The sequence below is a fragment of the Mesorhizobium sp. ES1-6 genome (genome assembly GCF_020164775.1).
In the GTDB taxonomy this organism is placed as follows: domain Bacteria; phylum Pseudomonadota; class Alphaproteobacteria; order Rhizobiales; family Rhizobiaceae; genus Mesorhizobium.
The window spans coordinates 1-24,582 of the sequence record NZ_JAIUGU010000005.1 but is presented as its reverse complement, the minus strand read 5'-3'; the positions used below and the strand labels follow the sequence as shown (position 1 = coordinate 24,582).

Genomic DNA, 24,582 nt, shown 5'->3' with positions numbered 1-24,582 from the left:
GTTGCGCGGCGGCGATGGGGCCCCTCGGCCTTCGGCCAGCCTCGCACCTTGAATCTCCGCGCGGCATGGCTTAGGTCCCGCAAGCACACAAACACGGCAGGTGTCCCATCAACAGAGATCAGAGAAGAGCGGCGGGTGCGGGAGCCAAGTCCGGCGCGGCCAAGTCTGGCGCGGGAGGACAGCCGCCGCTGGGCCTCGACCAGTATGTGCAGCAGGCGCTGCAACTGCACCAGGCCGGACGCCGGCAAGAGGCCGAGGCGATCTACCGGCAGGTGCTGGCGCGTCAGCCCAAGCACGCCGCCGCCGCGCATTTCCTGGGTTTGCTGCTGCACCAGACCGGGCGCAGCGAAGAAGGGATGGATTTCCTGGAGCAGTCGGTTCATCTACAGCCGACGAACCCCGACTTCCTCAACAATTTCGGCACGGTGATGCGCGATCTCGGCCGCGTCGCGGCGGCCATCGATTTCTTCCGCGGCGCGGTGGATCTGCGACCGGAACAGCTCGCGGCACGTGACAATCTCGGCTCGTCGCTGAAGCAGGTCGGCCGGTTCGACGAGGCCGAGGACATCTATCGCGGCACGGTGCAGCGCAATCCATTCCACGTGCGCGCCCGCATCGGGCTTGCCGAAACCCTGCAGGAAGCCGGACGCCTGGACGAGGCGCTGGCCGCCTTCCAGGAGGCCCTGACCATTCGCCCCAAGGATGCCGACCTGCTGCACGGGCTGGGCGTCGGACTGATGGAGAAGGGCAAGCTCGACGAGGCGACCGACCTGTTCCGGCAGGCGGTGGCGATCCAGCCCGGCATGGCCCGCGCGTGGCTGATGCTGACGCAGGTCAAGCGCCAGCAGGAGCGCGATGCCGAATTGGCCGGCATGGAGGCGCAGCACGCCAAGGCCCCCCAGGACAGCCTGGCACGCATGCAGCTCTCGTTTGGCCTCGGCAAGGCCAATGACGATCTCAAGGATTACGGCAAGGCCTTCGACTATTTCGCCGAAGGCAATGCCATCCGGCGCAAGGGCATCGACTATGATCCGGTGAAGACGCGCGCCGAATTCGAGGCGATGAAGGCGGTATTCGATAACGGCTTCTTCGAAAAGCACAGGCCGAGCCCGATCACCGACGACGCGCCGATCTTCGTCGTCGGCATGCCGCGTTCGGGTACGACGCTGGTCGAGCAGATCATCGCCAGCCACCCCCAGGTCTATGGCGCGGGCGAGCTTGGCATCTTGAAGACGGCGGTCGGCAAGCAGTTTCCCTCGAACATGCCGGGCGGCTTTCCCTGGGGCGTGGCCGACACGGACGATACCGATTTCGCCGAGGCGGGGCAGGCCTATCTCGACATGCTGCATGCCCGCTATCCGCACATGCGCCACGTCACCGACAAGATGCCGGGCAACTTCCTGCTCGTCGGCTTCATCCACATGATGCTGCCGAAGGCCAGGATCATCCACTGCGCCCGCGATGCGGCGGCGACGTGCCTGTCGATCTACAAGGTGCATTTCCGCGGCGACAGCCACCGTTATGGCTATGACCTGGGCGAGCTCGCCGATTTCCACAATCTGTACACCGACATCATGGCGCATTGGCACAAGGTGCTGCCCGGCGTCGTGCATGATGTGCGCTACGAGGATTTCGTCGCCGACCAGGACGGACAGAGCCGGGCGCTGATCGACTATCTCGGCCTGCCATGGGACGACGCCGTGCTGTCGTTCCACCAGACCGACAGGCCGGTGCGCACGGCATCCGCCGCGCAGGTGCGCCAGCCCATGTACCAGGGCTCCGTCGATTTGTGGAAGCGCTATGGCGACAGGCTGAAGCCGCTGCTGGACAAGCTAGGCTGATATTGAGGTGAGGCCGGCCTGCGAACGGTGGTTCCCTGCGCTTCCGGTGCTCACGTACCTTAAGTACGCTCCGCTCCGGTTCTCGGGAACCATCATTCTCGACTCGGCCTGACCTCAATCTCAACCCAGCTTGGGGCCGAGTGCTCAAAGCTGGATGAACGGCTGGAAGCCGCCGAAGATCATGCGCTTGCCGTCGAACGGCATGGCGGACCAGTCCATCTTGATACGCTCATCGGCCATCACCTTGGCCATCACCGCATCGCGGCTTTGCCTCGATTCATAGATCACCCAGGCGAAGACGACGATCTCGTCGTCTTTTGCCTGGACGGCACGCGGGAAAGAGGTGACCTCGCCATAGGGCACGTCGTCGCCGATGCATTCGACATAGGAGAGCGCGCCGTGCTCCATCCAGATCGGACCCGCGAGATTGGCCAGCTTCTTGTAGTCATCGAGGTTGGCCTTCGGCACGGCAAGCACGAAACCGTCGACATAGGACATGACGAAACTCCTTTGCTGAAAACGGGCGCCGGGCCGGCGGGGATACGACCCGGCGCGGTTGGCCGCGTCCCTCGGCGAGGGCGCGGCCGCTAAAACTTATTCAGTCGGTGCGTTCATCGCCCAGGCGACGCCGAAGGGGTCCTTCACCTGCCCCCAGCGGTCGCCCCAGAACATCACCTGCAGCGGCGTGGCGATCTCGCAGCCAGCATCGACGGCCCGCTTCCACCAGGCGTCGATGTCATCCTTGCCGAGATGGAGCTGCAGCGTATAGCCCTGCGCCGCCTGGTGCGGATGGCCGTGTTCCGGATAGGCGTCGCCCAGCATCAGCGTCGAGCCATTGATGTGGAGATGGATGTGCATGGTGCGGCCTTTTTCATCCGCCGGATAGGCAAAGACTTCCTCGGCCGCGAAAGCCTTCTTGTAGAACTCGGCGGCCTTGATGGCGCCGTCTACCTGCAAATAGGGCGTCAATCCACCGAGAACCTTGGGGCGGGGCGGGGTCTGGTCGGTCATTCTCGTGTTCCTCTTCTCGTTTGGTTTGGCCTTGCCAACCATAGGACGGACGAGGTGACGGCAATCCTACAGGGTCGGAAGAATTTTTCGGCTGGCCCGGATTACCGGGCAACCGGCCGGTCTTGGAGGTCGATGCATGGGCTGGCTGGCTATGGTCATATGACCTTGGCCGAGGACGTGGCGGCGCGACGGCTGTCGCGGGCATCGAAGATTTCCGGAAAGCCGATATCCTTGCGCAGCTCGGCTGGCAGCGCTAGCAGGATGCGTTCGCTGCGATGACGGGCGCGCGCCGCGGCATAGCGGGTGGCGATGCGGCCGATGGATGACAGGACGGACATGGTAGCTTCTCCCTGGGTTGGCGCCGGCATCATCGTGTCGGCATCCCAAGGACGGGAGAGGTCCGGGCGATCCGACAGATCGCCCGGAATTTTTTATCGGCCTTTGTTATCGGCGCGCTTACTTCAGGCAGCAGTCTCCAATCGTTCGATCGTTTCAAGGTCGGCTCTCTTGGCCTTCCCCTCGACGGCGAGGTCATAGCTTGCCTGCATGTTCATCCAGAATTGCGGTGTGGTTCCGAAGAACTTCGCAAGGCGCAATGCAGTGTCTGGTGTTACCGGTGTCGCTTCGCTGGCCAGGCGCTCGATGCGCGTGCGCGGCACATGCAGCTTTTTGGCAAGCGTGTAAGGCTTCAGACCGAGCGGGACGAGATACTCTTCGCGGAGAATTTCTCCGGGATGGACTGGCGGGTTGATATCAAGCATTTGGGACCTGCCTTCAATGGTAGTCGGTTATTTCAACATCTTCTGCTTGCCCATCCACCCAGCGAAAGCAGATGCGAAACTGATCGTTGATGCGGATCGAATACTGACCGGCCCGGTTGCCTTGCAACGGCTCGAGCCTGTTGCCGGGAGGCGTCTTGAGGTCCGAGAGTTCGGCGGCATTGTCGATCATGTACAGCTTCCGTTGGGCTGACCGGACAAGGTCCGAAGGGAAACCCTTTGGAGCCTTGCCGTTCGAAACGGCTTCGCTGGTCTTGTCCCTGAACGAGCGTATCATCGGTCGGCTCCGACGGACGTACCGTCGCATGATACGTTCGGCGAGTCAAGGGAACGTCTCATGCAATGATACGAAGAATCGACCCCCGCAACACCCCGCTCAGCCGGTTCCTTCCGCCACCTCGCGGAAGAAGCCTTCCGGATCCTCGACCTCGATCAGCCTGCGCTTCTCGATAAGCCAAAAACGGTTGCCGATGGCGCGGATGAAGGAGCGATCGTGCGAGGCGAGCAGGCAGCTTGCCTGGTGCTTCAGCAACTCCTCCTCCAGTGCTTCCTGGCCGTCTATGTCGAGATGGTTGGTCGGCTCGTCGAGCAGGTAGAAGTTGGGATTGGCGAGCCTCAGCGCCAGCATCATCAGCCGCGCCTTCTGGCCGCCCGACAGCACGCCGATCTTTTTCTCCTGCATCTCGATGACCACGCCGGCGCCGGCGAGCAGCGAGCGGGCGCGCTGCTCGCCGACATCGTAGCGGCGCGAAACCATGGCCAGCGGCGTGTCGTCGCCGCTGATGCCGGACAGCGCCTGGTCGCTGTAGCCGAGCACGGTCGACGGCGTCACCTTCACATTGCGTACCATGTCCGGTTCGAGGATGGCGTTGCGGATCAAGGTGACGAAGCGCGACTTGCCGACGCCGTTGCGGCCGAGCAGCACGATGCGATCGCCCTGGCAGATGTGGCGTTTGCCGGTCCGAAACAGCAGCGTTCCGTCTGGCGTTTCCACCGCCGCGTCGTCGAGCGTGATCAGCACCTTGGCGGGCGTACCGCGATTGGCGAGTTTGATCGCCCCCGCCGATCTTTCACGATGCGCCGGATTGGCGGCCTCTTCGAGCTTTTCCGCCCGCTGGTTGAGCTGCTTGGTCTTGACCGTCAGGAGGTCGCTGCCGGAATTGATGCCGATATTGTTGAGCTTGGCGGCCTGCCGCCGCAATTGCTGCGCCACCTTCATGTCGCGCTGGAATTTTCGTTCGGTCGAGGCGTCGACCTCGTCCAGCGCATCCCTGGCACGCGAGTAGGGCAGCGAAAACACCGGCGACTGTTCCGGGCGCAGGAACAGCGTGCGGTTGGTGGTTGCGTCGAGGAAGGCGCGGTCGTGGCTGGCGATAACGACGGGCACCTCGCGTGGCAGCGCGTTCAGCCAGTTTTCCAACTGGCTGATGCGGGCGAGGTCGAGATGGTTGGTCGGCTCGTCGAGCAGCAGCACATCGGGATCGGTGACCCAGACGCGGGCGATCAGCGCCAGCCGCTGCCAGCCACCGCTCAGCGCCTGCATCCGTCGCTCGCGCATCGCCTCGGGCACATCGAGCGAATCCAGCACCACGTCGACGCGCCACGTCTCGCTGTCGGCCTGATCCGGCGGCAAGGCGTCGGCCACCACCTCATAAAAAGTACGGCCGAACAGGGCAGGGGCTACGGACTGTTCGACATGGCCGACACGCAAGCCGCGCGTGCGGGTGATGTCGCCTGTTGTCGGCTCGACCTCGCCGGTCAGGCATTTCAGCAAGGTCGACTTGCCGCGGCCGTTGGCGGCAACGATGCCGAGCCGGTCGCCGCCGCCGATGGTGAGGTCAAGGTTGGAAAAGAGCGGCGCACTCATGGTGACGCCGAGGGATTTGAGGCTGATCAGGGCCATTTTCGATTTCTCTGGTCTGTCCGGGAAGTCCGGCTCAATGCACTTTGACGGTGCGCGTGCCGGCCATCAGGCTCAGGATTGCGCACCACGAAGGGCAGACCAAAAAATCGAAGCGGGAAAAAACCCGGACCGTCCCTGGTCAGCCCTGCAAGCAAGCTCGCAGGGCTGAAATCGGGCCACGCTGACGATGGTGACGAAAAAACGTAAACACGTGAGCCCTCCTTTCGAGACGTTCGAGTGTGACGACTGGCTACACCAAAGGCGGGGCTGATGGCAAGGCCGCCCCTTTCGCGCGGCGCGGGAAGGGGTCCAGCACCAGGATGCAGCCGCCGATGATTGCCCCCGCGCCGAAGCCCTGGATGATGGTCAGCTGCTCGCCAAGCAGGATCGTTCCGGCCAGCACGGCGATCGTGGTCACGGCGAATTCGACGCTGATCGTCCGGGTTGCGCCGATCGAGGCCACCAGCCGGAAATAGACGACATAGGTCATCGCGCTCATCACGCAGGCCAGAATTGCGAGGTAGAGGAAATCGAAGGGGCGCGGCATGGCCGGCACCGGGACGATGAACAGCAGCGGCAGCGTCATCAGGCCGCCGAACAGGAAGGCGGCGCTGGTGAGTTCCAGCGAGCCGGCCGCGCGCAGATGGCGATTGGCGTAGTTGCTGCCGAAGGCGGCCGAGAAAGAACTGAACAACGAGGCGGCGCAGCCGAGCGCGAAGGACGCGGTGACAGGAACGGCGGGGAAGCCGACCAGGACGACGATGCCGGCAGCGCCGAGCAGCAATCCGGCGAGGCCGCGAACAGAGATGCGTTCAAGCCCCCACAACTGGCCAAGGATCATCGAGAACAGCGGGATCGCGGCAACCAGGATTGCGGCCATCGCCGTGCCGATGCGCGGGGTGGCGTAGGACAGGCCGATCAGCTGTGCCGCGACGGTCGTCGCGCCGACCACCGCGAAATGCCGCCAGCCGGCGCTGAAATCCAGGCGCCGCCGCGTCGCGGCCGCCAACAGGAAGAGCGTGATGCCGGCGATCAGCGCGCGCAAGGTGACCGCGCCGACCCAGCCGAAGGCGTGCACCACCTCGAGCAGGACAAGAAAGGACAGGCCCCAAGTGACGGCCAGAAAGACGTAGGCGGCGATGTCCTTGGGTTTCATGGGAGTGGCGGGTCGGTGGGAGGTTTGTGTGCGGACGCAGACTTGTAGCCGTGCGTATCGTTTCCGCAAACGGGCGGCAAGCGCGAGCGCATAGTCCAAAGGCTGTTCTGATTTGACCGCGGATATTAAGGTCTACGGCGGAGCGCTTCCCTTCTCCCAAGGGGAGAAGGAAGAGCGCTACTTTCCCGGTCTGCCTGTCTTTCCCGGCCGGCGCTTTTCGCGGCGGGCGTCGCCCGGGTCCTCGTAGGAGCCAATGCCGGCGCGTTCGCGCTTGACCGGCTTCTCGCCCTCGATCGGCGTCTCGGTCCGCCGCACCGTCATCTCATTGAGAGAGTTCTTCTTGAACAACGGTTTCACCTGCTCTCCCGGAATCCCGAAATCGGAATTGTGACGTTCCTGTGCAGATTGTTTCTTGAACAGCGAGCGCGAGACGACGCCCGACGGCGTCGGCATGTCGGTACCAGGCCCCATATCGTCCAGCGACGGCTTGGCGAACAGCGGCTTCTTCACCGGCACGGCGCCGTCGGCGCCCATCTCGTCGAGGGCGGGCTTGCGGAAGAGGTTGGGGCGGGCAGCCTTGGCGGCCTCTTCGGCGGCGCGTGCTTCGTCGAGCTTGCGGAACCGCTCTTGTTCCTCGACCGTGCGATGTTTGGCGACCCCCTTGTTGTGCTTGCCTTTTTCGCGACCCGACGCCGGGCTTTCCATATCGGCATACTTCGCCAGCGGATCGTCGGAGATCGACAGTTCCATCTCGCGCAGCCGCTTGATCTCGTCGCGGATGCGGGCCGCCTTCTCGAAGTCGAGATTGGCGGCGGCGTCGCGCATCTGCTTCTCCAGCGCGTCGAGATGGGCCTTGAAATTGTTGCCCATCATGGCGCCGGCGCTGTCGGTGAACTGCGAGATGTCGGCGCGGACATGGTCCTTCTCGTAGACCGAATCCAGAATGTCGGAGATGCGCGACTTGACCGATTCCGGCGTGATGCCGTTGGCGGCGTTCCATTCCATCTGCTTTTCGCGGCGGCGGTTGGTCTCCGCCATCGCCCGCTCCATCGAGCCGGTAACCTGGTCGGCATAGAGGATGACCTTGCCGTCGACGTTGCGGGCAGCGCGGCCGATCGTCTGGATCAGCGACGTCTCGGAGCGCAAAAAGCCTTCCTTGTCGGCGTCGAGAATGGCAACAAAACCGCATTCGGGAATGTCGAGGCCTTCGCGCAACAGGTTGATGCCGACCAGCACGTCGAAAGCACCAAGCCGCAAATCGCGTAAAATCTCGATGCGCTCCAGCGTGTCGATGTCGGAGTGCATGTAGCGCACGCGAACGCCCTGCTCGTGCAGGTACTCGGTCAGGTCCTCGGCCATGCGCTTGGTCAGCACGGTGACCAGCGTGCGATAGCCGGCGGCCGTGGTTTCGCGGATTTCGCCGACGACATCGTCGACCTGGCTTTTCGCCGGACGCACCTCGACCGGCGGATCGATCAGTCCGGTCGGGCGGATGACCTGCTCGGCGAAGACGCCGCCGGCCTGCTCCATTTCCCAAGCCCCTGGAGTCGCCGAAACGGCAACCGAGAGCGGCCGCATGGCGTCCCATTCCTCGAAGCGAAGCGGCCGGTTGTCCATGCAGGACGGCAAGCGGAAGCCATATTCGGCCAGCGTCGCCTTGCGCCTGAAGTCGCCGCGATACATGCCGCCGATCTGCGGCACGGTGACGTGGCTTTCGTCGATGAAGACCAGCGCGTTGTCGGGAATGTATTCGAACAAGGTCGGCGGCGGATCGCCAGGCTGGCGGCCGGTGAGGTAGCGCGAATAGTTCTCGATGCCGGCGCAGGAGCCGGTGGCTTCCAGCATTTCGAGGTCGAAGCGGCAGCGCTGTTCCAGCCGCTGCGCTTCGAGCAGGCGGCCGGCGTGCTCCAGTTCCACCAGCCGCTGCTTCAGTTCTTCCTTGATCGACTTGATCGCCTGGTTGAGCGTCGGCCGCGGCGTCACATAGTGCGAGTTGGCGTAGATCTTGACGCTCTTCAGCTCGCCCGTCTTCTGGCCGGTCAGCGGGTCGAACTCGGTGATCGCCTCGATCTCGTCGCCGAACATGGAGATGCGCCAGGCGCGGTCTTCCAGGTGAGCCGGGAAGATTTCGATCGTGTCGCCGCGCACGCGAAACGAGCCGCGCACGAAATTGATGTCCTGGCGCTTGTATTGCTGGGCGACGAGGTCGGCGAGCAAAGCGCGCTGGTCGAGCCGGTCGCCGATCTGCATCTGGAAGGTCATCGCCGTATAGGTTTCGACCGAGCCGATACCGTAGATGCAGGACACCGAGGCGACGATGATGACGTCGTCGCGCTCGAGCAGCGAACGCGTCGCCGAATGGCGCATGCGGTCGATCTGCTCGTTGATCGAGGATTCCTTCTCGATGAAGGTGTCGGTGCGCGGAACGTAGGCTTCCGGCTGATAATAGTCGTAATAGGAGACGAAATACTCCACCGCATTGTCGGGGAAGAATTTCTTGAACTCGGAATAAAGCTGTGCGGCCAGTGTCTTGTTGGGGGCCAGGATCAAGGCGGGGCGTTGCGTTTCCTCGATCACCTTGGCCATGGTGAAGGTCTTGCCGGAGCCGGTGACGCCAAGCAGCACCTGGGTGCGGTCGCTGTTGTCGACGCCCTCGACCAGATCCTTGATGGCGGTCGGCTGGTCGCCGGCCGGTTCGAAGTCCGACACCATCTTGATGGCGATGCCGCCTTCGGATTTTTCCGGCCTGGCGGGGCGGTGCGGCGTCCACAGCACGCCGTCCTTGTGCAGCGGATTGCCGGACTCGATCAGCGCCGAGAGCGCGGCCACCGTGGCGGTGACGCCGCTGGACGACATCGTCTCGGCTTCTTCCAGCGAGATGTCGAGCCCGGCGACCGGATTGAGGCCGGCCGCCGTGCGTTCACGGGCCGACGCAGCGCCGCCCATCGAGGTGCCGCGCGCGGTGCGGCCCGGGGCGGCCGAGCGTTCCGGAATCTTCTTCGGCGCCTTGGCGCCGCCGCCCTTGCCCGTGGCGCGGCCTTCGCGCTCAGCCTCCTGCTCGATCTGCTCGGCCCAATCGGCGATCGACCCGGTCAGCGGCGTGCCTGTCAGCTCAGCCTGCGGCATCTCGGCGAAGCCGCCCTTGTGCAGCGGCTCCGAGGCGTCGAGGAAATCGGTCAGCGGGCTGCGCCGCTTCGGCGCGGCGCGGTCGTCATTCGCCGTCGGCGGCGTTTTCTTGTCGGGGGATTTGGCCATGCCCCAAATATGGGATTTCTCAGCCAAAATGGAAAGGGCGCTATGAGGACAGGCCGGCGGCCGCGTCATGCTCCTGACAGAAGGCTGTCAGGAGGTGGCGGAGGATCTCGCCTTATCTCAAGCGCCGCTTCCGTTCGACGCGACCCGGGTCGCCGATCCCTTCAGGCGATCCACCACGACGAGGCGTGTAACCTTGCCCTTCTTGAAGGCGGCGAGGAAGCGGGCATAGTCGCGGAAGACAACGCAGCCATTGGATTCGGCGCGGCCGCCGCGCAGCATGTAGGTATGCGCGAGGAGGCCGTTGCGGTTGTATTTGTTGCCGCCGCTCGTCGGTGTCAGGCGGATCGCCTCGACGCCGTGGAAGCGGGATTCGCGCAGCGACAGATTGTAAGTGTTGGGCGGCGTCGGACCACGGTCCTTCACGTGGACATAGCGCGGCTGGTCGACCATGGCGCCGAGGCCGGAATGCGCCTCGAGCCGCTGGCCGTCCGGCATGTAGACGGTCTTCGCACTGATGTCGTAGACCGCCACGCCATGGCCGGCGCCGCTTCCGGCGCTGGGGCCGTTGAACAGGTTCCTGAACGCCTGGCCGAGGCCACCCGCAGGGGTATCCGGCTTGGCATAGGCCAGCACGTCGCCGTTTTCGCCTGACCGGCCTTGCCGGGCAGGCTGCCTGGCCACCTGGACCGGCTTTGCCTGGGGCGCGGGCTTCTGCTGCACGATCCTGGGTTGTGCGGCGGGCTTGTCCTGTTCCACGACCGTGGGCTGCGGCGCGTCAAATTGCGGGCGGCGGGTCGGCAGCGGCACGTCGTCGGTGAGCGCATCCGGCAGCGAGGCGGCATCGCCTGGCTGTTGCTGCTGGGTCTCGACAGGCGCAACCGCGACGTCGGCCGGGGACTCGGTCATCGGCAGCGGCGAGGCGAAGGCCTCGTCCTCGACCGGCAGCGACTGCACGAGTGCCAGCGCCAGCTGCGTGTTGTCAGGTGTCTCGGACTGGGCAAAGCCCTGTGGTACCGGCGCGGTCTGGACAACCGCCGAGCCGGCATCGACACGGGCGAAGCGTTCCGCCGCCGGAGCCGGCATGTCGTCGGACAGGCTGGCCATCACCTGGACGGAGGGAACGAGAGACGCCTCGTTGATTTGTGGGGCGGCGCTGGAAATCACGGGACGGATGTTGGCCGGGGTCGCCGGCTTTTCGGCGCCGGCGAAGGCAGCGGCAAGCTTTGTCGGTGACAGCGACGCTTCCATGAGCTCGAAGCGCTGCTGCGATTTCGACTTCGCCACCACGGGCGCCGGCTTGGCCCGTGCCACCAGCCGCGCGGATTTCTGCGCCTGGGGGGCTATTGCGGCCAGCTTGAAGCAGTCGGCGCCGCACTGTACGGCATGGTCGTGCAGCGCCTGCGCGCCACCATGGGCGTTGGCCAGCACGAAAGGCGCCGAAGAGCTGAGGAAATGCTGCTTCAACGGATCGGCGAGAGCGAGCGAGCCGGGCAGGGACAGCGTCTGCGGCAGGCCGGCCGACGTCGCCGAGAGCGAGGCGCCGACGGAACTGAGGCCGGCCATGGTGCCGATCAGCCATAGGCCGACGGCGGCGCCGACGCCCGGCACGGCGACCCAGCGGACAACCCGTTCAGGGGTGAAGGATGAGGCACGTGGCGCTTCGATGGCGGTCTCGCCGCTCCAACGCCTGTCCCCGACAATTTTACGACTCAAGAACGCCATGCAACCAATCTTGCTCCAATCGGCTCCCACGTCCGCGGCCGGGATAGCCGCGACGACCATTCTGTGAGTGATCCCAGGTGGTCCCCGACGCGTTTGCCGCGCCTGTCGTTAGTTGCCGATTGCTTCAAAATATGGACAAAGTTGGTTAACCAATCCCTCTCAAAACCAATCGAGAGACGTGGACTTTGTGCCGAAAAAGGCTCGTCCACGACCATGCACGCGGTATTGCAGCCCTTCCAAGGCTGTTTTGCTGCCTGTTTTTGCCAGCCGAGTCAAGCAAAAGAGCCTTCGATAATCCTTGCAAAGAAGCGCTTCGGGCGTTTTACGCGGCAACGGGGGACGCCGACCTGCATCGACCGAGCCTCCGCGAACGCCATCGGCGCCCACAAATACTGTTGCCGTCCTGCCACATTTTTTCGGCCTGGAGGATCGCCTCCCGGCGGCCGATTGACTCGTTTTGGGAGGCGGTGCAATCCGGTCAAGTGCTTGGTTTTAAGGTGGCAAGGGCCACTTTTGGAGACTTGTCCATGAAGCGTCGGGACTTCTTGGCGCTGTCGGCGGGTGCGGCGGCGTTTTCCATTCTTCCGGCCGCCGTCAAGGCTGCCGTGCCGGTTCCCTACGACCGCAACGCGGACGTGCCGTTCAAGGACAAAAAGTCATTCATCGACTGGATGGTGGCCAATCGCGGCGAAGATCCGAAGTTGCTCGCCGAGCGCTTCGATCGCTTCCAGATCATGGTCTACAACAAGGACGTGCTGGACGACCGCAACAAGCGCGCTTTCCTGCTGACGCCGCGTGAAGAATTCGTGCTGCCGCAGAATCTGGGGCGCGCCTATGACCATGCCTTCCTCGACATCGGCTATGGCGTGACGATTTCGGGTCCGCATCTGGTCGGGCGCATGACGACATCCATCGACGTGCAGTTCGGCGAATCCGTGCTCGAGATCGGCACCGGCTCCGGCTATCAGTCGGCCTACCTGGCCAACCTCACCGACAAGGTGCACACGATCGAGATCATCAATCCGCTGGCGCAACGCACCCGGCGCACCTATGACGGGCTGATCGAGCGCGGCTACAGCGAATTCGGCTCGGTCACCAGCCGCAATGCCGATGGCTATTATGGCTGGGAGAGCGTCGGTCCGTTCGACAAGATCATCGTCACCTGCGGCATCGACCACATTCCGCCATCGCTGCTGCAGCAGCTCAAGCCCAATGGCGTGATGGTCATCCCCGTCGGTCCGCCGGGCGCCCAGCATGTGCTCAAGGTGGTCAAGCAGCAGCTTGCCGACGGCACGTTCAACATCGTCCGCTCCGACATCTACAATGGCAAGGTGGTGCCGTTCGTGCCCTTCACCAAGCTGGAAGGCGACCATATCGTCGGCACGCATAACGGCTGAGTTGCCGCGCCGCGGCACCGGCCTTGCTGAATTCGCATCAAGGGGCCCGGATGGCAGCCGTCGCATCGATCTCTCGACCAGGCATCGCCTCGCTGGAGCCGCCACGTCGGCCGCATTATCTCGCGGTCGGGCTGATCGCCGGCGCCATCATCGCGCTGCAGATCGCCGTCATGCGCGTGTTCGCCGTCGGCAGTTGGTCGCATTTCGGCTCGCTGGTGGTCAGCCTTGCCATGCTGGGCTTCTCCCTGTCCAGCGTCGTCATCTTCGCCGGCAAGGGCTGGTTCGACCGCCACTGGCAAGGGGCGGCGACAGCGGCCCTGCTCTTGATCGGCCCGCTCGCCGTCGGCGCCAACCTCGTCGCCCAGACGGTGCCGTTCAACGCCATCTTCCTGGTCTCGGATCCCGCGCAGAAATGGCGCCTGCTGGCCAATTTCCTGCTTTACCTCCTGCCGTTCCTGGCCGGCGCCTTCTTCCTCGGCATCGTCTTCCTGAAAAGCCGCACCGCCTTCGGCCGCGTCTATTTCGCCGATCTCACCGGCTCGGGTCTTGCCGGCCTCGTCGTGCTGGGGTCGCTCTATCTGTTCGCGCCCGAAACCATCATCGTCGTGCCGCTGCTTTTGTGGGCCGCCGGTTCGCTGCTGTGGTTCGCCGCCTTCGGCGCCTGGAAGAGCGTTGTCGCCGGCGTTGCCGTCGCGGCGCTGTCGATCTCAGGCTACCTCTTGCTGCCTGGGCTGACGGGCATACCCGACATCACCGTCTCGCAGTACAAGGGCGTCGCCTATGCCCGCAACTTCCCGGACGGCAAGCGCATCTACCGCAGCATCTCGCCGTTTGGCGATCTGCAGGTCTATGCCAGCTCCTACATGCATTTCGCGCCGGGCCTGAGCGACAATGCCGCCTTCGGCATGCCCGAGGTTCCGGCCAACACCTATGTCGGCATGTATCGCGACGGCGACGGGCCGGAAGGCATCATGCGCAACCTGGCGCCGGCCGAGCAGGTCTATTTCCGCTATCTGCCGATGCACTATCCCTATGTCATCAAGGAGAAGCCAAAAACATTCGTCGTGCAGTTCGGCGGCGGCATTTCCACGCAAGCCGCGCTCAACGCCGGTTCGACCTCGGTGACCGTCGCCGAGAGCAACCCGATGACGTTGCGGGCGTTTCGCGATCCCGTGCTCAGGGATGTCACCGGCAATATACTGGCCGAGCCACGGCTCAAGGTCGTCGACTATGACGGGCGGCTGTTCCTCGCCAACACGGCCGAGCGCTACGACGTCATCGACCTCAGCCTCGCCGACAGCGTCGGCCTGTCCAATCCCGGCGGCTTCGCCATTTCGGAGAAATATGCCTACACGCGCGAGGCGATGCTGAGCTACATGCACGCGCTTGCCGATGGCGGCGTGCTGTCGATCACCTTGTGGAACAAGGAAGAGCCGCCGAAATCGGTGCTGAAACTCTATTCGACCGTCGCCGAGGCGGCCAAAACATTCGATCCGCAAGGCGCCGCCAGCGACATCTTCGCGGTGTCGAGCTATCTGTCGACGACAACCGTGCTGTTCAAGCGCGGCGGCTTCACAGAAACCGAAATCAAGACGCTGCGCGACTACACCAAATCGATGTCCTGGGAAGAAGTCTATTATCCAGGAATGGTTTATGACGGTTCCGGCGCGCAGAGGATACTCGATGATTACCGCGCCTCGATCTTCGGCAGCGGACAGGACGCGACGCTGACGCAGCCCGCCGACGCAACGGCGCCCGCCGACCCGACCGCGCCCGCAAATCCCGACTGCGACCCGACCGCGCCGGCCGATCCGACACTGGATGCCTGCGCGGATGCGGGCGGCAATGCCGGCCCGCAGGTGCTGCCGGCGACGGAACTGCAGCGCATGACATGGCACGCGCTTCTGACCGGCGGCTGGGAAAAGCTCGCGAGCGATTATGTCTTCGACGCGCGTGCGCTGAGCAACGACCAGCCCTATTTCGCGGCCTATGTGAAGGTCGCCGACCTGCCGCGCACACTCGACCGGCTCGACCTGTTCCAGGACGACTGGGGCTATCTCCTGATCTGGGCGACACTCGGCATTGCCTGCGTCACGGCGGCGTCGCTGGTGCTGCTGCCGGTCCTCTTCGGCTGGCGCATCGTGTTCTCGCGCTCGCGCGGCAAGCTCGGCACCATCCTCTATTTCGCCTGCCTCGGCCTCGGTTACATCATGGTCGAGGTCGGGCTGATCAGCCGCTTCACCGTGGCGCTCGCCAACCCGACCGTCTCAGCCTCGGTGCTGATCTCCTCGATGCTGGTGTTTTCCGGCCTTGGCAGCCTGTTCGCCGAGCGTATCTTCGACCGTGCCAGGACGCTGCTGCCGATGGTGCTGCTCGCGGTCTGCGTGCTGCTTTTGGCCTACGGCTTCTACCTGTCGCCGGTGCTCGACTGGATCGGCGCCTATCCCTATGCGGTGCGGCTGCTGCTGTGCTTCCTGCTGGTGTCGCCGCCGGCCTTCCTGATGGGCATGCCGATGGCCACCGCCATGACCTGGCTGGCGCGGCTCGGCAAGGAGCATCTGTTCGTCTGGGCCTGGGGCATCAATGGCTGCTTCTCGGTCATCGGCTCGGCCGCCGTGCCGATCGTCGCCACCAGCTTCGGCCTGAGCGCGGTGCTGCAATGGGCAGCGATCGCCTATCTCGTCGCCATACCGGCGTTCTTCGCCGTGCTCTTGCCGTCCAAGGCCATGCCCATCGGGCAGGTCGCCCATGCCTGACCGGCGCGCCATCGTCGCCGGACTGCTGGCCACGGCGGTATTTCCGGCCACGAGCGAGGGCGCTGGGTTGAAGAAGGCGATATCGAGCATCGTGCCGTTCAAGGCCTCGCCCTTTCCCTATCGCGGCAGACTGCCCGACGGGTCGGCACCTTTTCTCGACGTCAGCGGGGTAGACGGCCGACGCGGCCACACTTCGCCGCGCGGCGGCATCTACTGGGAGGACGAGACCTATTCCGACCGCGGCACTTTGCTGGCTGTGCCGAAAGGCTTCGATGCCGCCAAGCCTGCCGTCATGGTGGTCTTCTTCCACGGCAATGGCGCGACCTTGCAGCGCGACGTGGTCGGCCGCCAGCGTGTCGTCGCGCAGGTCGAGGCGTCAGGCCTCAACGCCGTGCTGGTGGCACCGCAATTTGCCCGCGACGCGCAGGATTCCAGCGCCGGCAATTTCTGGACGCCGGGCTATTTTGCCGGGTTCATGGCCGAGGCGGCGCAAGGCCTGGCCAAGCTGACCGGCGCCAAGGCGGCGAAATTCCAGGCCATGCCGGTGGTGCTGATTGCCTATAGCGGCGGCTACAATCCGGCGGCCTCGATTCTCAAGAATGGCGACGTCGGTGCGCGCCTGCTCGGCGTCATCCTGCTCGACGCCGTCTTCGACGAGGCTGATATCTTCGCCGATTGGATCGCGCATCACAGGAAGAACTTCTTCGTCAGCGCCTATGGCAAATCCTCGGCTTCCGGCAATGCCGAAATCAGGCAGTTGCTGGCGGGCAGGGGCATCGATGCAAGCGCCGATAAGCCGCGGCGGCTGGAAGCCGGCACCGTCGCCCTTCTCGCCTCGGACGCCGCCCATGACAGCTTCGTCACCAAGGCATTCGTCAACAATCCGCTGCAGTGGCTGCTGGCACGGATGCGCGGGTTTTCGCGGTAGGATCTGTTGGCATCAGGCCGGCCGAGCCGTATTCCTTAAGCCCGGGCACTTGAAAGGTTTGGCTTTGAAGCTTAGTGCCCGGCCATGCTTCTGACCGCTATTGTCATTGCCCAGATACTGGATCCGCTCAGGATACTGCTCGTCGCGATCGCCTATTTCCTCAGCCTCAGGGTCAAACGGCCGGGCGCGGGCTGGCTTGGGCTGCTCGTGGCAATTGTCATCATCGCCGTCGGCTTTCCCTTCGTGATCCTTGGCCAATCCCGCGACATCGCCTGGCTGAGCGGAGCGGTGGGCGTGATATCGAATGCGCTCATAGCGGCGGTCGTAGCCGGGCTGTTGCGGCTGCAACGCCGGTTCTTCTGAGCGTTGGCGCGCCTCATTGCGGCAGGGCACCATCGATGCCGGCGCCGGCGGCCGCCATGAGTGCCGCCGCGACTGCGGCGGCACGGCGGGCCTTCGGACCGTGTTCGGGCCAGACGATGCGGCGCTTGATGGTCAGCGCCGGCACCTCGCGTGCAATCTCGACGAGATGGCCCGCGTCGAGGTGGCGGCGCAACACCAGTTCGCTGGCCAGAAGCGCGCCCATGCCGGCGATCGCCGCTTGCGCTGCGACGATGGTCAATCCGAAGCGCGGCCCCTGGTCGATGTCCTTCCTCTGCCGCGCCGCCGCGACAAACCAGTCCCGCCATGACGGATAGACATCGTCGCCCATCATCGGGTCGATATGCAGCAGCGGCATCCTGTCCAGAATTTCGGCACCATCCGGCCTGGCACGACCCTGCGCCAATGCCGGCGCGCAGGCCGGGATCACGCGCTCGGTAAAGAGGTCGAGCGCCTGAATGTCCGATGCCGATCCCGTGCGGTAGCTGATGGCGAGGTCGACGCCCTCCTCCGCCATGGCGTCGAACGCGACCGAGGTGACGATGCGGACTTCCAGCCGTCCCAGGGCGGGCCGCACCATGGCCAGGCGCGGTGCCAGCCACAGCGAGGCGAAGGAGGGATCGGCCGAGATGGTGAAGGTCTCGGCCCGCCGTTCGAAGCGCAGCCGGCGCAGGCCGGAGGCCAGCGCGTCGAAGCCGCGATCGATGTCGGGCAGGGCGGCCTCGGCGGCGCGGGTCAATACGATGCCATTGCCTTCGCGCCGGACCAGCCTGGCGCCGAGCCGTTCCTCCAATTGCCTGATCTGGTGGCCGATGGCGCCCGGCGTGACGCCCAGTTCCTCGGCGGCGCGCGTCAGGCTGCCGGTCCTGGCGGCGGCCACCAGCGCCCGTAAACCTGAAAGTGGCAAATCCCTCAGCGTCATGTTTTGAGTTTATCTCAAAACTTGGGGAAGGGAACTCGTTTGAATCCGGGGCTGCTGCTGCCTAGCTTTCCGAACAAATTCAACCGCGGGGACGCCAGATGCTCGACACGCCAAAGAACGCACAGGAACGACGAGCCGCCCATCCGGCAGTGCCCATCCGCGCCATGCGCGCCGAGGGTACGCGCATCGCCGTCGAGCTGGGGGATGGCGGCTCGGCAGAACTCTCGACGCGCTGGCTTCGGCTCGCCTGTGAATGCGAGGTGTGTGGCGACACTGCCTCCGGCAAGCGATGGCTGACGCCGGCCGATGTCGCTAAGACCGTCCATGCCGACAGCTTCGACCTCTCCAAGCCCGGCCAGGTCACCGCGATCTGGCAGGATGGGCATGTGTCGCATTACGACGCGGCCGCTCTCGCGGACCATGTCGATGGTTCCGGCCCGGCGCGGTTCCGGCCATGCCTTTGGAACAGCGACCTCTCCGGGCGGCTCGGGCGCTTTGGCTTCGATGCGGTGGTGGCGGATGACGAGGCGCTGTTCGCTTCGCTCCAGGCGCTGCGCGACCAGGGCATCGCCATGCTGACCGGGGTGCCCGCCGAGACCGAGGCGACCGCGCGTGTCGCCGGGCGCTACGGGCCGATCCGTGAGACCAGCTACGGCAAGGTGTTCGACCTGATCTCGCGGCCTGATGCGCGGGTTGCTGGCGAGACGGCGCGGGCGCAGATTCCGCATACCGACGAGCCATTCCGTTATGCGCCGCCGGGCTTCATCTTTTTCCATGCCATCAGGACTGGCGCGGGCAGCGGCGGCACATCGCTGATGGTCGACGGCTTTCAAGTCGCCGAGCTGATGCGGGCGCGCACGCCGGAGCTGTTCGATCTGCTGACGCGGCACGGCGTCACCTTCCACCGCGAGCATGAGGGCGAAGTGTTCTTCAGCGCCGAGGCGCATGTCATCAGCCTCGACGTGGCGGGCGCGGTCACCGGCATCCGCTACAATGACCGCTGCCTGGCGCCGCAATGGGCGCCTGTGGACCGGATCGACGGTTTGATCGAGGCGCTTGCCGAACTGACGCGGCTGATCCGCGACCCGCAAAACCAGTTCCAGCACCAGTTGCAGCCGGGCGAGGTGCTGGTCTTCGATAACCAGCGTGTCCTGCACGGCCGCACGGAATTCGACCCTTCGCTGGCGGTCAGGCATCTCAGAAGCTGCAATATCGACCGCGATGGGGTGCACAGCGCGTTCCGCTCGCTGGCCAGACGGTTCGCGCCCGATGAGGCGGAGGCGGTGCTGTATCAGGGGGCGATTTTCTAGGCGCCTGTCCCATCGTTTTCTATTGGCTGAAGCCTAGCCAAACTTCGTCATCCTAGGGCGAAGCAGTCGCGAAGCGACGTCGCGGAGACCCTGGATCCATTGCGTGACCTTAACGGCAGAGCGCAGCGGAGCAGAACTCTGAACCGTAGCAACGCTTTGAAGTCCCGGCATGGATCCTATGGTCTGCGCCGCGTCGCTCCGCTCCTTGCTCAGCCATAGGATGACGAAGCGATAGGTTTCGCCCCACGATGGCCGCTCTCAGTTAAACCACAGCGCGAAGGTCAAAAACCCGCCGCCGCCGAACTCGCGCTGGATCTGGTCGAAATCGCCGCTGGTCACGATCTCGCCGCTTTCGAGGTAGGGCGCGATTCCCGGGCCGGTGATCGACAGCACGAGGTCGAAGGGTTTTGGCTCGTCGAAGAAACGCTTCATGTTGATGCCTTGGCCGGTGCTGGCGGTGACACGGAAATGCGGCAGCAGCTTGCGGCCTTCAAGCAGGTCCTCGGCCATGGTCAAGGTGGCGAGCCAGGCCTGCACCTGCTCCTCGCCGACTTCGAGCCCGGTAAGGGGGTTTTCGCCCTTCTGCTGCGGGCCGGGCAGCCATTCGCGGTCATTGTCGGTCTCGGCGCGGATCGCCTTCCAGTCCTCGCGCGACAGCCGGATCATTTCGAGCAGTTCCTGGCGCGCCGCCTTGCGGCGCTCCGGCTCGATTACCGGCCAGTTGATGAGATGCACCATCGAGATGAAATCGGCGATGCGCCATTCCGAGGAAAAGATGCTCGAGCCCATATCGCCGGGAGGCGGCACAAGCACATCCTGCAACGGCAGCCTGGCGCGCGGGAACAGCATGTGGAAAGAGCCGTCGAACGTGCTCCTGAAATCATGCGCCAGCCAGAAATCGGCCTGCGCCATCAGGAACTCGGCATAGCCCTGCAGCCAGTAGCCGTCGGCGCGGTCGAAGCGGAAGGTGAGCGAAGGGGCTGCTCCATCCGTTGCCATGCCGCCGCGCGACAGCGCCGCCATGATGGCGGCCATGCTTTCATCCGGTGCGATGGTGCCGTCCTCGTTGAGGTCGATGCCGACATGGGTGAGGTCGATGACCATGCCGATATCGGCATCAGCCGGCACCGAGCCCAGTGTCGCGGCGGATTTTGCCAGCCGGTCGCGGAAGGCGACGAGGATGGCGCGAAACCCCTCGTAGGTCAGCGGCTGGGGGTTGGGATTGGGCGGCACCGGCAGCTGCATCAGCGGCAGCATGAAGGATTGCGGGCTTTCGAAGCCATGACGGTGCAGGCCGCTGGCCAGCAATTCAAGCGCGGTGAAGAATTCGCCGGCGCCGGCGGCATAGGCCGATGCCGGATCTTTCGGCGCGGCCGCTTCCAACGTCGACAGCGCGCCGTCGCGCGCGGCCACCGTCCTTGCCTCGAACAGAGCGGTCGCCGCTTCGGGCATGGCCGCCGACGCGGACGACAGCGGCAGAAGCACAAGGAAAGCCGATGCCAGCAGGCTTGCTATTCGTGTCATCTTTTCCCTCCCATGTTGCCGGCGAGACCATACACGGATTTACGATGTCGCGTGTACCGGGCCGGGATGCTGTCCACATCGCTGCATGATTGTCGACAGGCGCGCTTCAACCAGCCCGGCGGACGGTCTACAGAAGGCAAACGATTGGGCCCAGCCGTGTCGAACTATCCGCTTTCCTACAAACTGTCCTGGCTGCCGCGCTTCCTGAAGCCTTCGCTCAAGGGCGACGCCGACGGATTCACGCCAGCATCGGCGACGCTGATGGATCCGCCACCGAAGCAGACAGTGCGGCTGGCCTTCGTCGGCGATATCTCGGCTGTGGCCAACCGGAGCGCGCCCGAATGCGACCCCGCGATCAAGGCACTGCTGGACACGGCCGATCTGATCATCGGCAATTGCGAAAGCCCTGTTGTCGATAGGCCGAGCGCGGTCCTTGGAACCAAGCTCGGCACGCATCATGCGATGAGCGAACGTTTTCTGGTGGAGGCGCTGGCGGCGGTCGGGATAGGGCGCGAAAAACTCGTGCTGTCGCTGGCCAACAATCATGTGTTCGACCAGGGCGTCGCCGGCTTCGACGCGACGTTGGCCGCCTTGAAGCGGCTCGGCATCCGGACCATCGGCCTGGCCGCCGATGGTCCGATCCAACGCTTTGCAGCCGGGCCGCTCGCTCTCGGCTTCGCCGCCTTCACGCTCTGGCGCAACGCCGACGAAAGCCTGTTTGCCGGCCGCGTCTTGACGGAAAGCGATCCGGCGGGCTGGCCGCGCGAGGCGAGCGCGGGGGTCGATCTGCTCTGCGCCGTGCCGCATTGGGACTGGGAGTTCCGGCATTTTCCGCGTGCCGCAACATTGGCGCTGGCGCGGCGGCTGGCCGGGCAGGGCGTCGGGCTGATCGCCGGCCATCATGCCCATGTCGTGCAGCCGGTGCAGCGGATCGGCGAGGCGATCGTCGCGTATGGGCTCGGCGATTTCCTCGGCACCGCCTTTGCCCGCCAGCCATGGCCTGGGCGCATTGGCGGGATATTCGTTGTCGATCTCAGCGCTGATGCGCGGACGCGCGGGGCCGTTGCGGCGTATCGGCTGCATCCTTTTGTCCGCCTGCGTGCGGGAGACCACGAACGGCTGGTGCCGGTCGAGACGTTGGAAGACGGAATGCGGCGAAAGGTCGAGGGTCGGCTGAGGGCGATCTTGCCGTCCCCCACAAGGTGAGAAGGCATCACCGCTCTATGCGGCTGGCGTCGTTCCTGCGAAAGCAGCTATCATAATGGCGTAAAGTGACTTCCGCGGCGGGGGATTGGCGATGGAAACGGCGGACTTCATGCCGGGCGCGGCTGCTATCGCGGCCATCAAGAAGGATATCGAGACCTACGAAGCGACAAGGGCCTCGGTCGCGCGCGGGGTCAAGTGGCGCGTCCCCTTGTTCGTTGGCCTTGTGGTCGTCTTCGTGGCGCTCATTGCCTGGCTGTTCAACAAGGTCGCCGATCCGCACGAGCAATGGTTCTCGACGCCGCATGTGTTCCTCTATGTCATCGGCTTCGCTGCGTCGATCCTGCTCTATTTCCAGGCTTTGAAGCCGGCGGCACGGCTGCAGCAATCGTTCCGCAATACAGTGCTGCCGATCATCTTCGGCTTCATCAGAGATGTCAGCTACCAGCACGGCGAGAGGCCGAATTCGTTCGACCGGCTGCCGCGCGAGGCGGTCGGGCCTTTCAACCGTCAATCGTTCGACGATGTCATTTCCGGCCGCTATGACGCGTTTCCGTTCGAACTCTACGAGGCGGAACTGCGGGAAGGGACCGGCAAGGGCTCGTCGACGGCCTTCAAGGGCGTCATCGTTGCTTTCGAGGCCATCGAGCCTTTTCCGGGTATCCTGGTGGCGACGCGGCGATCCAATGCGGTGGTCGGCTTTTTCCGCGGCGTGTTCGGGTCCAGGATGCAGGATCTGCAATCGGGCGATCCTCTGCTCGACGCCGCCTATGAATTCCGCACCGACAATGTCGAGGCGGCGCGGCCGCTGGTGACCGGCCGTCTGGCGCAGGCGCTGAGGTGGCTGGGGGAAAGCTGGCGCGACGACCCGGCGCGGGTCGCGCTCAACGGCGGCGACGGCTTTTTGCTGCTGCCGCAGGACAGGAATTTCTTTGAACTGCCGGCTATTTCGGTGCCGCTCGACTATCAGACCCATGTGGCGCCGATGATCTCGGACATAGGTGCGATGCTGGCGACGGCGGCGCTGGTTCGCAAGGTCGGCGCGAAGGACTGAGCGTGCCCGGCGTCGCCGTCAGCAGTCGAAGCCGAACTTGCCGCGCATATAGTCGACCTCTTCCTTGGGCATTCTCTTGAACATCACACAGACGGTAAAGCTGCCGACCTGATGGCCGTCCCTGGTATATCCCCAGTCGGAAATGTCGTCGCGCCTGAATTCTATATTCTGACCGAGCACGACGTTGTGAACTTCTTCCGGTTCGTTCGCCAATATGCCGACAAATCCGGTTTCCGTGCGGCGAAACGGTATGACCCAGAAGTGTTCCGTGACGTTGCCGTCGCGCACCTTGACCTTCAGTTTGAACCTGTCGGTGCCGGACGGAGGTGTTTCGGACAAGGCCAGGAATTCATCCAGGCTGGCGAGCGCCCGCGCGGTCGCCGTTGCCATGTCGGGATCGCCGGGAGCAAAGATCAGCGTCTTGTCGTCGCCCGGATCGGCGCCTTGCGCGCCAGCGAGGCCCGGCAAGATCGCCAGCATCAGGGATAGACCGGTCCGGACGGCGATTTTCATGGAAGTCCCCTTGTCACAGCGCGACACCATCCCGCATTCGCTTCGGGTTTGCAACCTGAGCGCGAAATTCGTCTCCGCCGAATGGGAGGGTCGAGCCGGCAATGACATAAAATGTGTACCGATGAAAAATCGGTGGCCTGTTTCGTGATGCGGCCGGGAGCGGATTGCGGCGGCCGCGTGATTGCCGACGGCGCGGGCCACAATCCGCCAAGCGACTCTTTTCGTGCGGAGAAGAGGCTTTCCATCAGGGCGGAAAGCCGTCTGAATAGGCGGGTTTGGAGCCTATTGTGTCGGAATTAAGCCAACGATTTCCTTTGCAAAAATACATCCAACGTGATTTGCCGATGGCGCGCTTTCCGCTCCAGTCTCGGGCCGTTCGGTGCTGCCCCTCCCAAGCGGCGCCGGAAAACCGAAACAGCACGGAGTGCTATCCATGAAGAAGACCCTCGCAACCACCGCCGCCCTGCTCGCCTTTCTCGGCACAGCCTATGCCGCGACCGTTCAGGGCACCATCCAGGCGGTTGATCCGACAACCAAGTCGGTCACCCTCGACGACGGCAAGATCTACCAGCTGTCGCCCGATGCGTTGGTCGGGAAATTGAAGGTCGGCGCCAAGGTGGCGGTCACCGTCGACGACAAGACCGGCATGGTGACGTCGATCAAGAAGGCTTCGTAGTCGCGAGCATGAGTTCCGGCGTTGTCTGAAACAGTCAGCGCCGCGCTGCCCCTCATCCGCCTGCCGGCACCTTCTCCCCGTATAGGACAGGGAGAAGGGAGCTACTCGCGACGCCGGCGACCCCCTCTCCCCGTCCTTCACCTATCGGATTCACACATCGAGAAGCTTGAGAGTGTCCCGACTTTGATGGCGTTGAACTCGGCGAGGCCGATGCGCATGACCTTTGGGCCGGGCTTGCCGTAGTAGCCGGT

The 24,582-nt window shown here is 64.3% G+C and carries 21 protein-coding genes; 9 read left to right on the top strand and 12 right to left on the bottom strand.

Features of this window, described 5'->3' with window-relative positions; translation table 11 throughout:
• Positions 1 to 206: 206 nt before the first annotated feature.
• A complete protein-coding gene (locus LB564_RS14660; protein WP_224538759.1) occupies positions 207 to 1,841 on the top strand; it encodes a tetratricopeptide repeat-containing sulfotransferase family protein in 1,635 nt (544 codons plus the stop codon).
• Positions 1,842 to 1,985: 144 nt separating this feature from the next.
• On the opposite strand, the gene LB564_RS14655 is transcribed toward LB564_RS14660, so the two are convergent.
• The 9 genes from LB564_RS14655 to LB564_RS14615 all read right to left on the bottom strand — a co-directional run bounded on the left by LB564_RS14655 (position 1,986) and on the right by LB564_RS14615 (position 11,667).
• Positions 1,986 to 2,339: a DUF1428 domain-containing protein gene (locus tag LB564_RS14655; RefSeq protein ID WP_224538757.1), complete on the bottom strand. Its 354-nt coding sequence runs from the start codon at positions 2,337 to 2,339 to the stop codon at positions 1,986 to 1,988.
• Positions 2,340 to 2,435: 96 nt separating this feature from the next.
• The gene (locus tag LB564_RS14650) at positions 2,436 to 2,852 is read right to left on the bottom strand and encodes a VOC family protein (RefSeq protein ID WP_140704859.1); all 417 of its coding nucleotides are present in this window, start codon (positions 2,850 to 2,852) and stop codon (positions 2,436 to 2,438) included.
• 155 nt (positions 2,853 to 3,007) lie between these two features.
• The gene (locus LB564_RS14645; RefSeq protein WP_140704861.1) at positions 3,008 to 3,190 is read right to left on the bottom strand and encodes a hypothetical protein; all 183 of its coding nucleotides are present in this window, start codon (positions 3,188 to 3,190) and stop codon (positions 3,008 to 3,010) included.
• Between the two features lie 123 nt (positions 3,191 to 3,313).
• Complete coding sequence (locus LB564_RS14640) at positions 3,314 to 3,613, bottom strand: HigA family addiction module antitoxin (protein ID WP_224538755.1); 300 nt, start codon at positions 3,611 to 3,613, stop codon at positions 3,314 to 3,316.
• Between the two features lie 13 nt (positions 3,614 to 3,626).
• Entirely contained in the window at positions 3,627 to 3,908 is a 282-nt protein-coding gene (locus LB564_RS14635; protein WP_224538753.1) for a type II toxin-antitoxin system RelE/ParE family toxin, read from the bottom strand.
• Between the two features lie 99 nt (positions 3,909 to 4,007).
• Positions 4,008 to 5,534 (bottom strand): ABC-F family ATP-binding cassette domain-containing protein, encoded by a 1,527-nt coding sequence (locus LB564_RS14630; RefSeq protein ID WP_224538751.1) that lies wholly within the window; start codon positions 5,532 to 5,534, stop codon positions 4,008 to 4,010.
• A 250-nt stretch (positions 5,535 to 5,784) separates the two neighbouring features.
• Positions 5,785 to 6,690: a DMT family transporter gene (locus tag LB564_RS14625; RefSeq protein WP_224538749.1), complete on the bottom strand. Its 906-nt coding sequence runs from the start codon at positions 6,688 to 6,690 to the stop codon at positions 5,785 to 5,787.
• Positions 6,691 to 6,867: 177 nt separating this feature from the next.
• A complete protein-coding gene (gene uvrB / locus LB564_RS14620) occupies positions 6,868 to 9,945 on the bottom strand; it encodes an excinuclease ABC subunit UvrB (RefSeq protein WP_224538747.1) in 3,078 nt (1,025 codons plus the stop codon).
• 117 nt (positions 9,946 to 10,062) lie between these two features.
• Positions 10,063 to 11,667 (bottom strand): DUF2778 domain-containing protein, encoded by a 1,605-nt coding sequence (locus tag LB564_RS14615; RefSeq protein ID WP_224538745.1) that lies wholly within the window; start codon positions 11,665 to 11,667, stop codon positions 10,063 to 10,065.
• Between the two features lie 527 nt (positions 11,668 to 12,194).
• On the opposite strand from LB564_RS14615, the gene LB564_RS14610 reads away from it, so the two are divergent.
• The 4 genes from LB564_RS14610 to LB564_RS14595 all read left to right on the top strand — a co-directional run bounded on the left by LB564_RS14610 (position 12,195) and on the right by LB564_RS14595 (position 17,111).
• Positions 12,195 to 13,064: a protein-L-isoaspartate O-methyltransferase family protein gene (locus tag LB564_RS14610; protein ID WP_224538743.1), complete on the top strand. Its 870-nt coding sequence runs from the start codon at positions 12,195 to 12,197 to the stop codon at positions 13,062 to 13,064.
• A gap of 50 nt (positions 13,065 to 13,114) precedes the next feature.
• The gene (locus LB564_RS14605) at positions 13,115 to 15,820 is read left to right on the top strand and encodes a hypothetical protein (RefSeq protein ID WP_224538740.1); all 2,706 of its coding nucleotides are present in this window, start codon (positions 13,115 to 13,117) and stop codon (positions 15,818 to 15,820) included.
• The gene (locus LB564_RS14600; protein WP_224538738.1) at positions 15,813 to 16,748 is read left to right on the top strand and encodes a hypothetical protein; all 936 of its coding nucleotides are present in this window, start codon (positions 15,813 to 15,815) and stop codon (positions 16,746 to 16,748) included. The genes LB564_RS14605 and LB564_RS14600 overlap by 8 nt, the downstream gene beginning before the upstream one ends.
• 84 nt (positions 16,749 to 16,832) lie before the next feature.
• Positions 16,833 to 17,111, top strand: a complete 279-nt coding sequence (locus tag LB564_RS14595) for a hypothetical protein (protein ID WP_224538736.1) — start codon at positions 16,833 to 16,835, stop codon at positions 17,109 to 17,111.
• Between the two features lie 13 nt (positions 17,112 to 17,124).
• Here the strand turns inward: LB564_RS14595 and LB564_RS14590 are convergent, their stop codons facing one another.
• On the bottom strand, positions 17,125 to 18,051 hold the full coding sequence (locus LB564_RS14590) for a LysR substrate-binding domain-containing protein (RefSeq protein WP_224538734.1): 927 nt from the start codon (positions 18,049 to 18,051) through the stop codon (positions 17,125 to 17,127).
• Positions 18,052 to 18,149: 98 nt separating this feature from the next.
• On the opposite strand from LB564_RS14590, the gene LB564_RS14585 reads away from it, so the two are divergent.
• Positions 18,150 to 19,361: a clavaminate synthase family protein gene (locus LB564_RS14585; protein ID WP_140704884.1), complete on the top strand. Its 1,212-nt coding sequence runs from the start codon at positions 18,150 to 18,152 to the stop codon at positions 19,359 to 19,361.
• 258 nt (positions 19,362 to 19,619) lie between these two features.
• On the opposite strand, the gene LB564_RS14580 is transcribed toward LB564_RS14585, so the two are convergent.
• Positions 19,620 to 20,885 (bottom strand): hypothetical protein, encoded by a 1,266-nt coding sequence (locus tag LB564_RS14580; RefSeq protein ID WP_224538732.1) that lies wholly within the window; start codon positions 20,883 to 20,885, stop codon positions 19,620 to 19,622.
• Positions 20,886 to 21,041: 156 nt separating this feature from the next.
• Between LB564_RS14580 and LB564_RS14575 the strand changes: the two genes are divergently transcribed.
• Both LB564_RS14575 and LB564_RS14570 read left to right on the top strand, forming a co-directional pair.
• Complete coding sequence (locus LB564_RS14575) at positions 21,042 to 22,091, top strand: CapA family protein (RefSeq protein ID WP_224538730.1); 1,050 nt, start codon at positions 21,042 to 21,044, stop codon at positions 22,089 to 22,091.
• A 91-nt stretch (positions 22,092 to 22,182) separates the two neighbouring features.
• Positions 22,183 to 23,142, top strand: a complete 960-nt coding sequence (locus LB564_RS14570) for a DUF3137 domain-containing protein (RefSeq protein ID WP_224538727.1) — start codon at positions 22,183 to 22,185, stop codon at positions 23,140 to 23,142.
• Between the two features lie 18 nt (positions 23,143 to 23,160).
• Here the strand turns inward: LB564_RS14570 and LB564_RS14565 are convergent, their stop codons facing one another.
• Positions 23,161 to 23,655, bottom strand: a complete 495-nt coding sequence (locus LB564_RS14565; RefSeq protein WP_224538726.1) for a YegJ family protein — start codon at positions 23,653 to 23,655, stop codon at positions 23,161 to 23,163.
• Positions 23,656 to 24,088: 433 nt separating this feature from the next.
• On the opposite strand from LB564_RS14565, the gene LB564_RS14560 reads away from it, so the two are divergent.
• Entirely contained in the window at positions 24,089 to 24,331 is a 243-nt protein-coding gene (locus tag LB564_RS14560) for a DUF1344 domain-containing protein (protein WP_224538724.1), read from the top strand.
• Positions 24,332 to 24,582 lie beyond the last annotated feature (251 nt).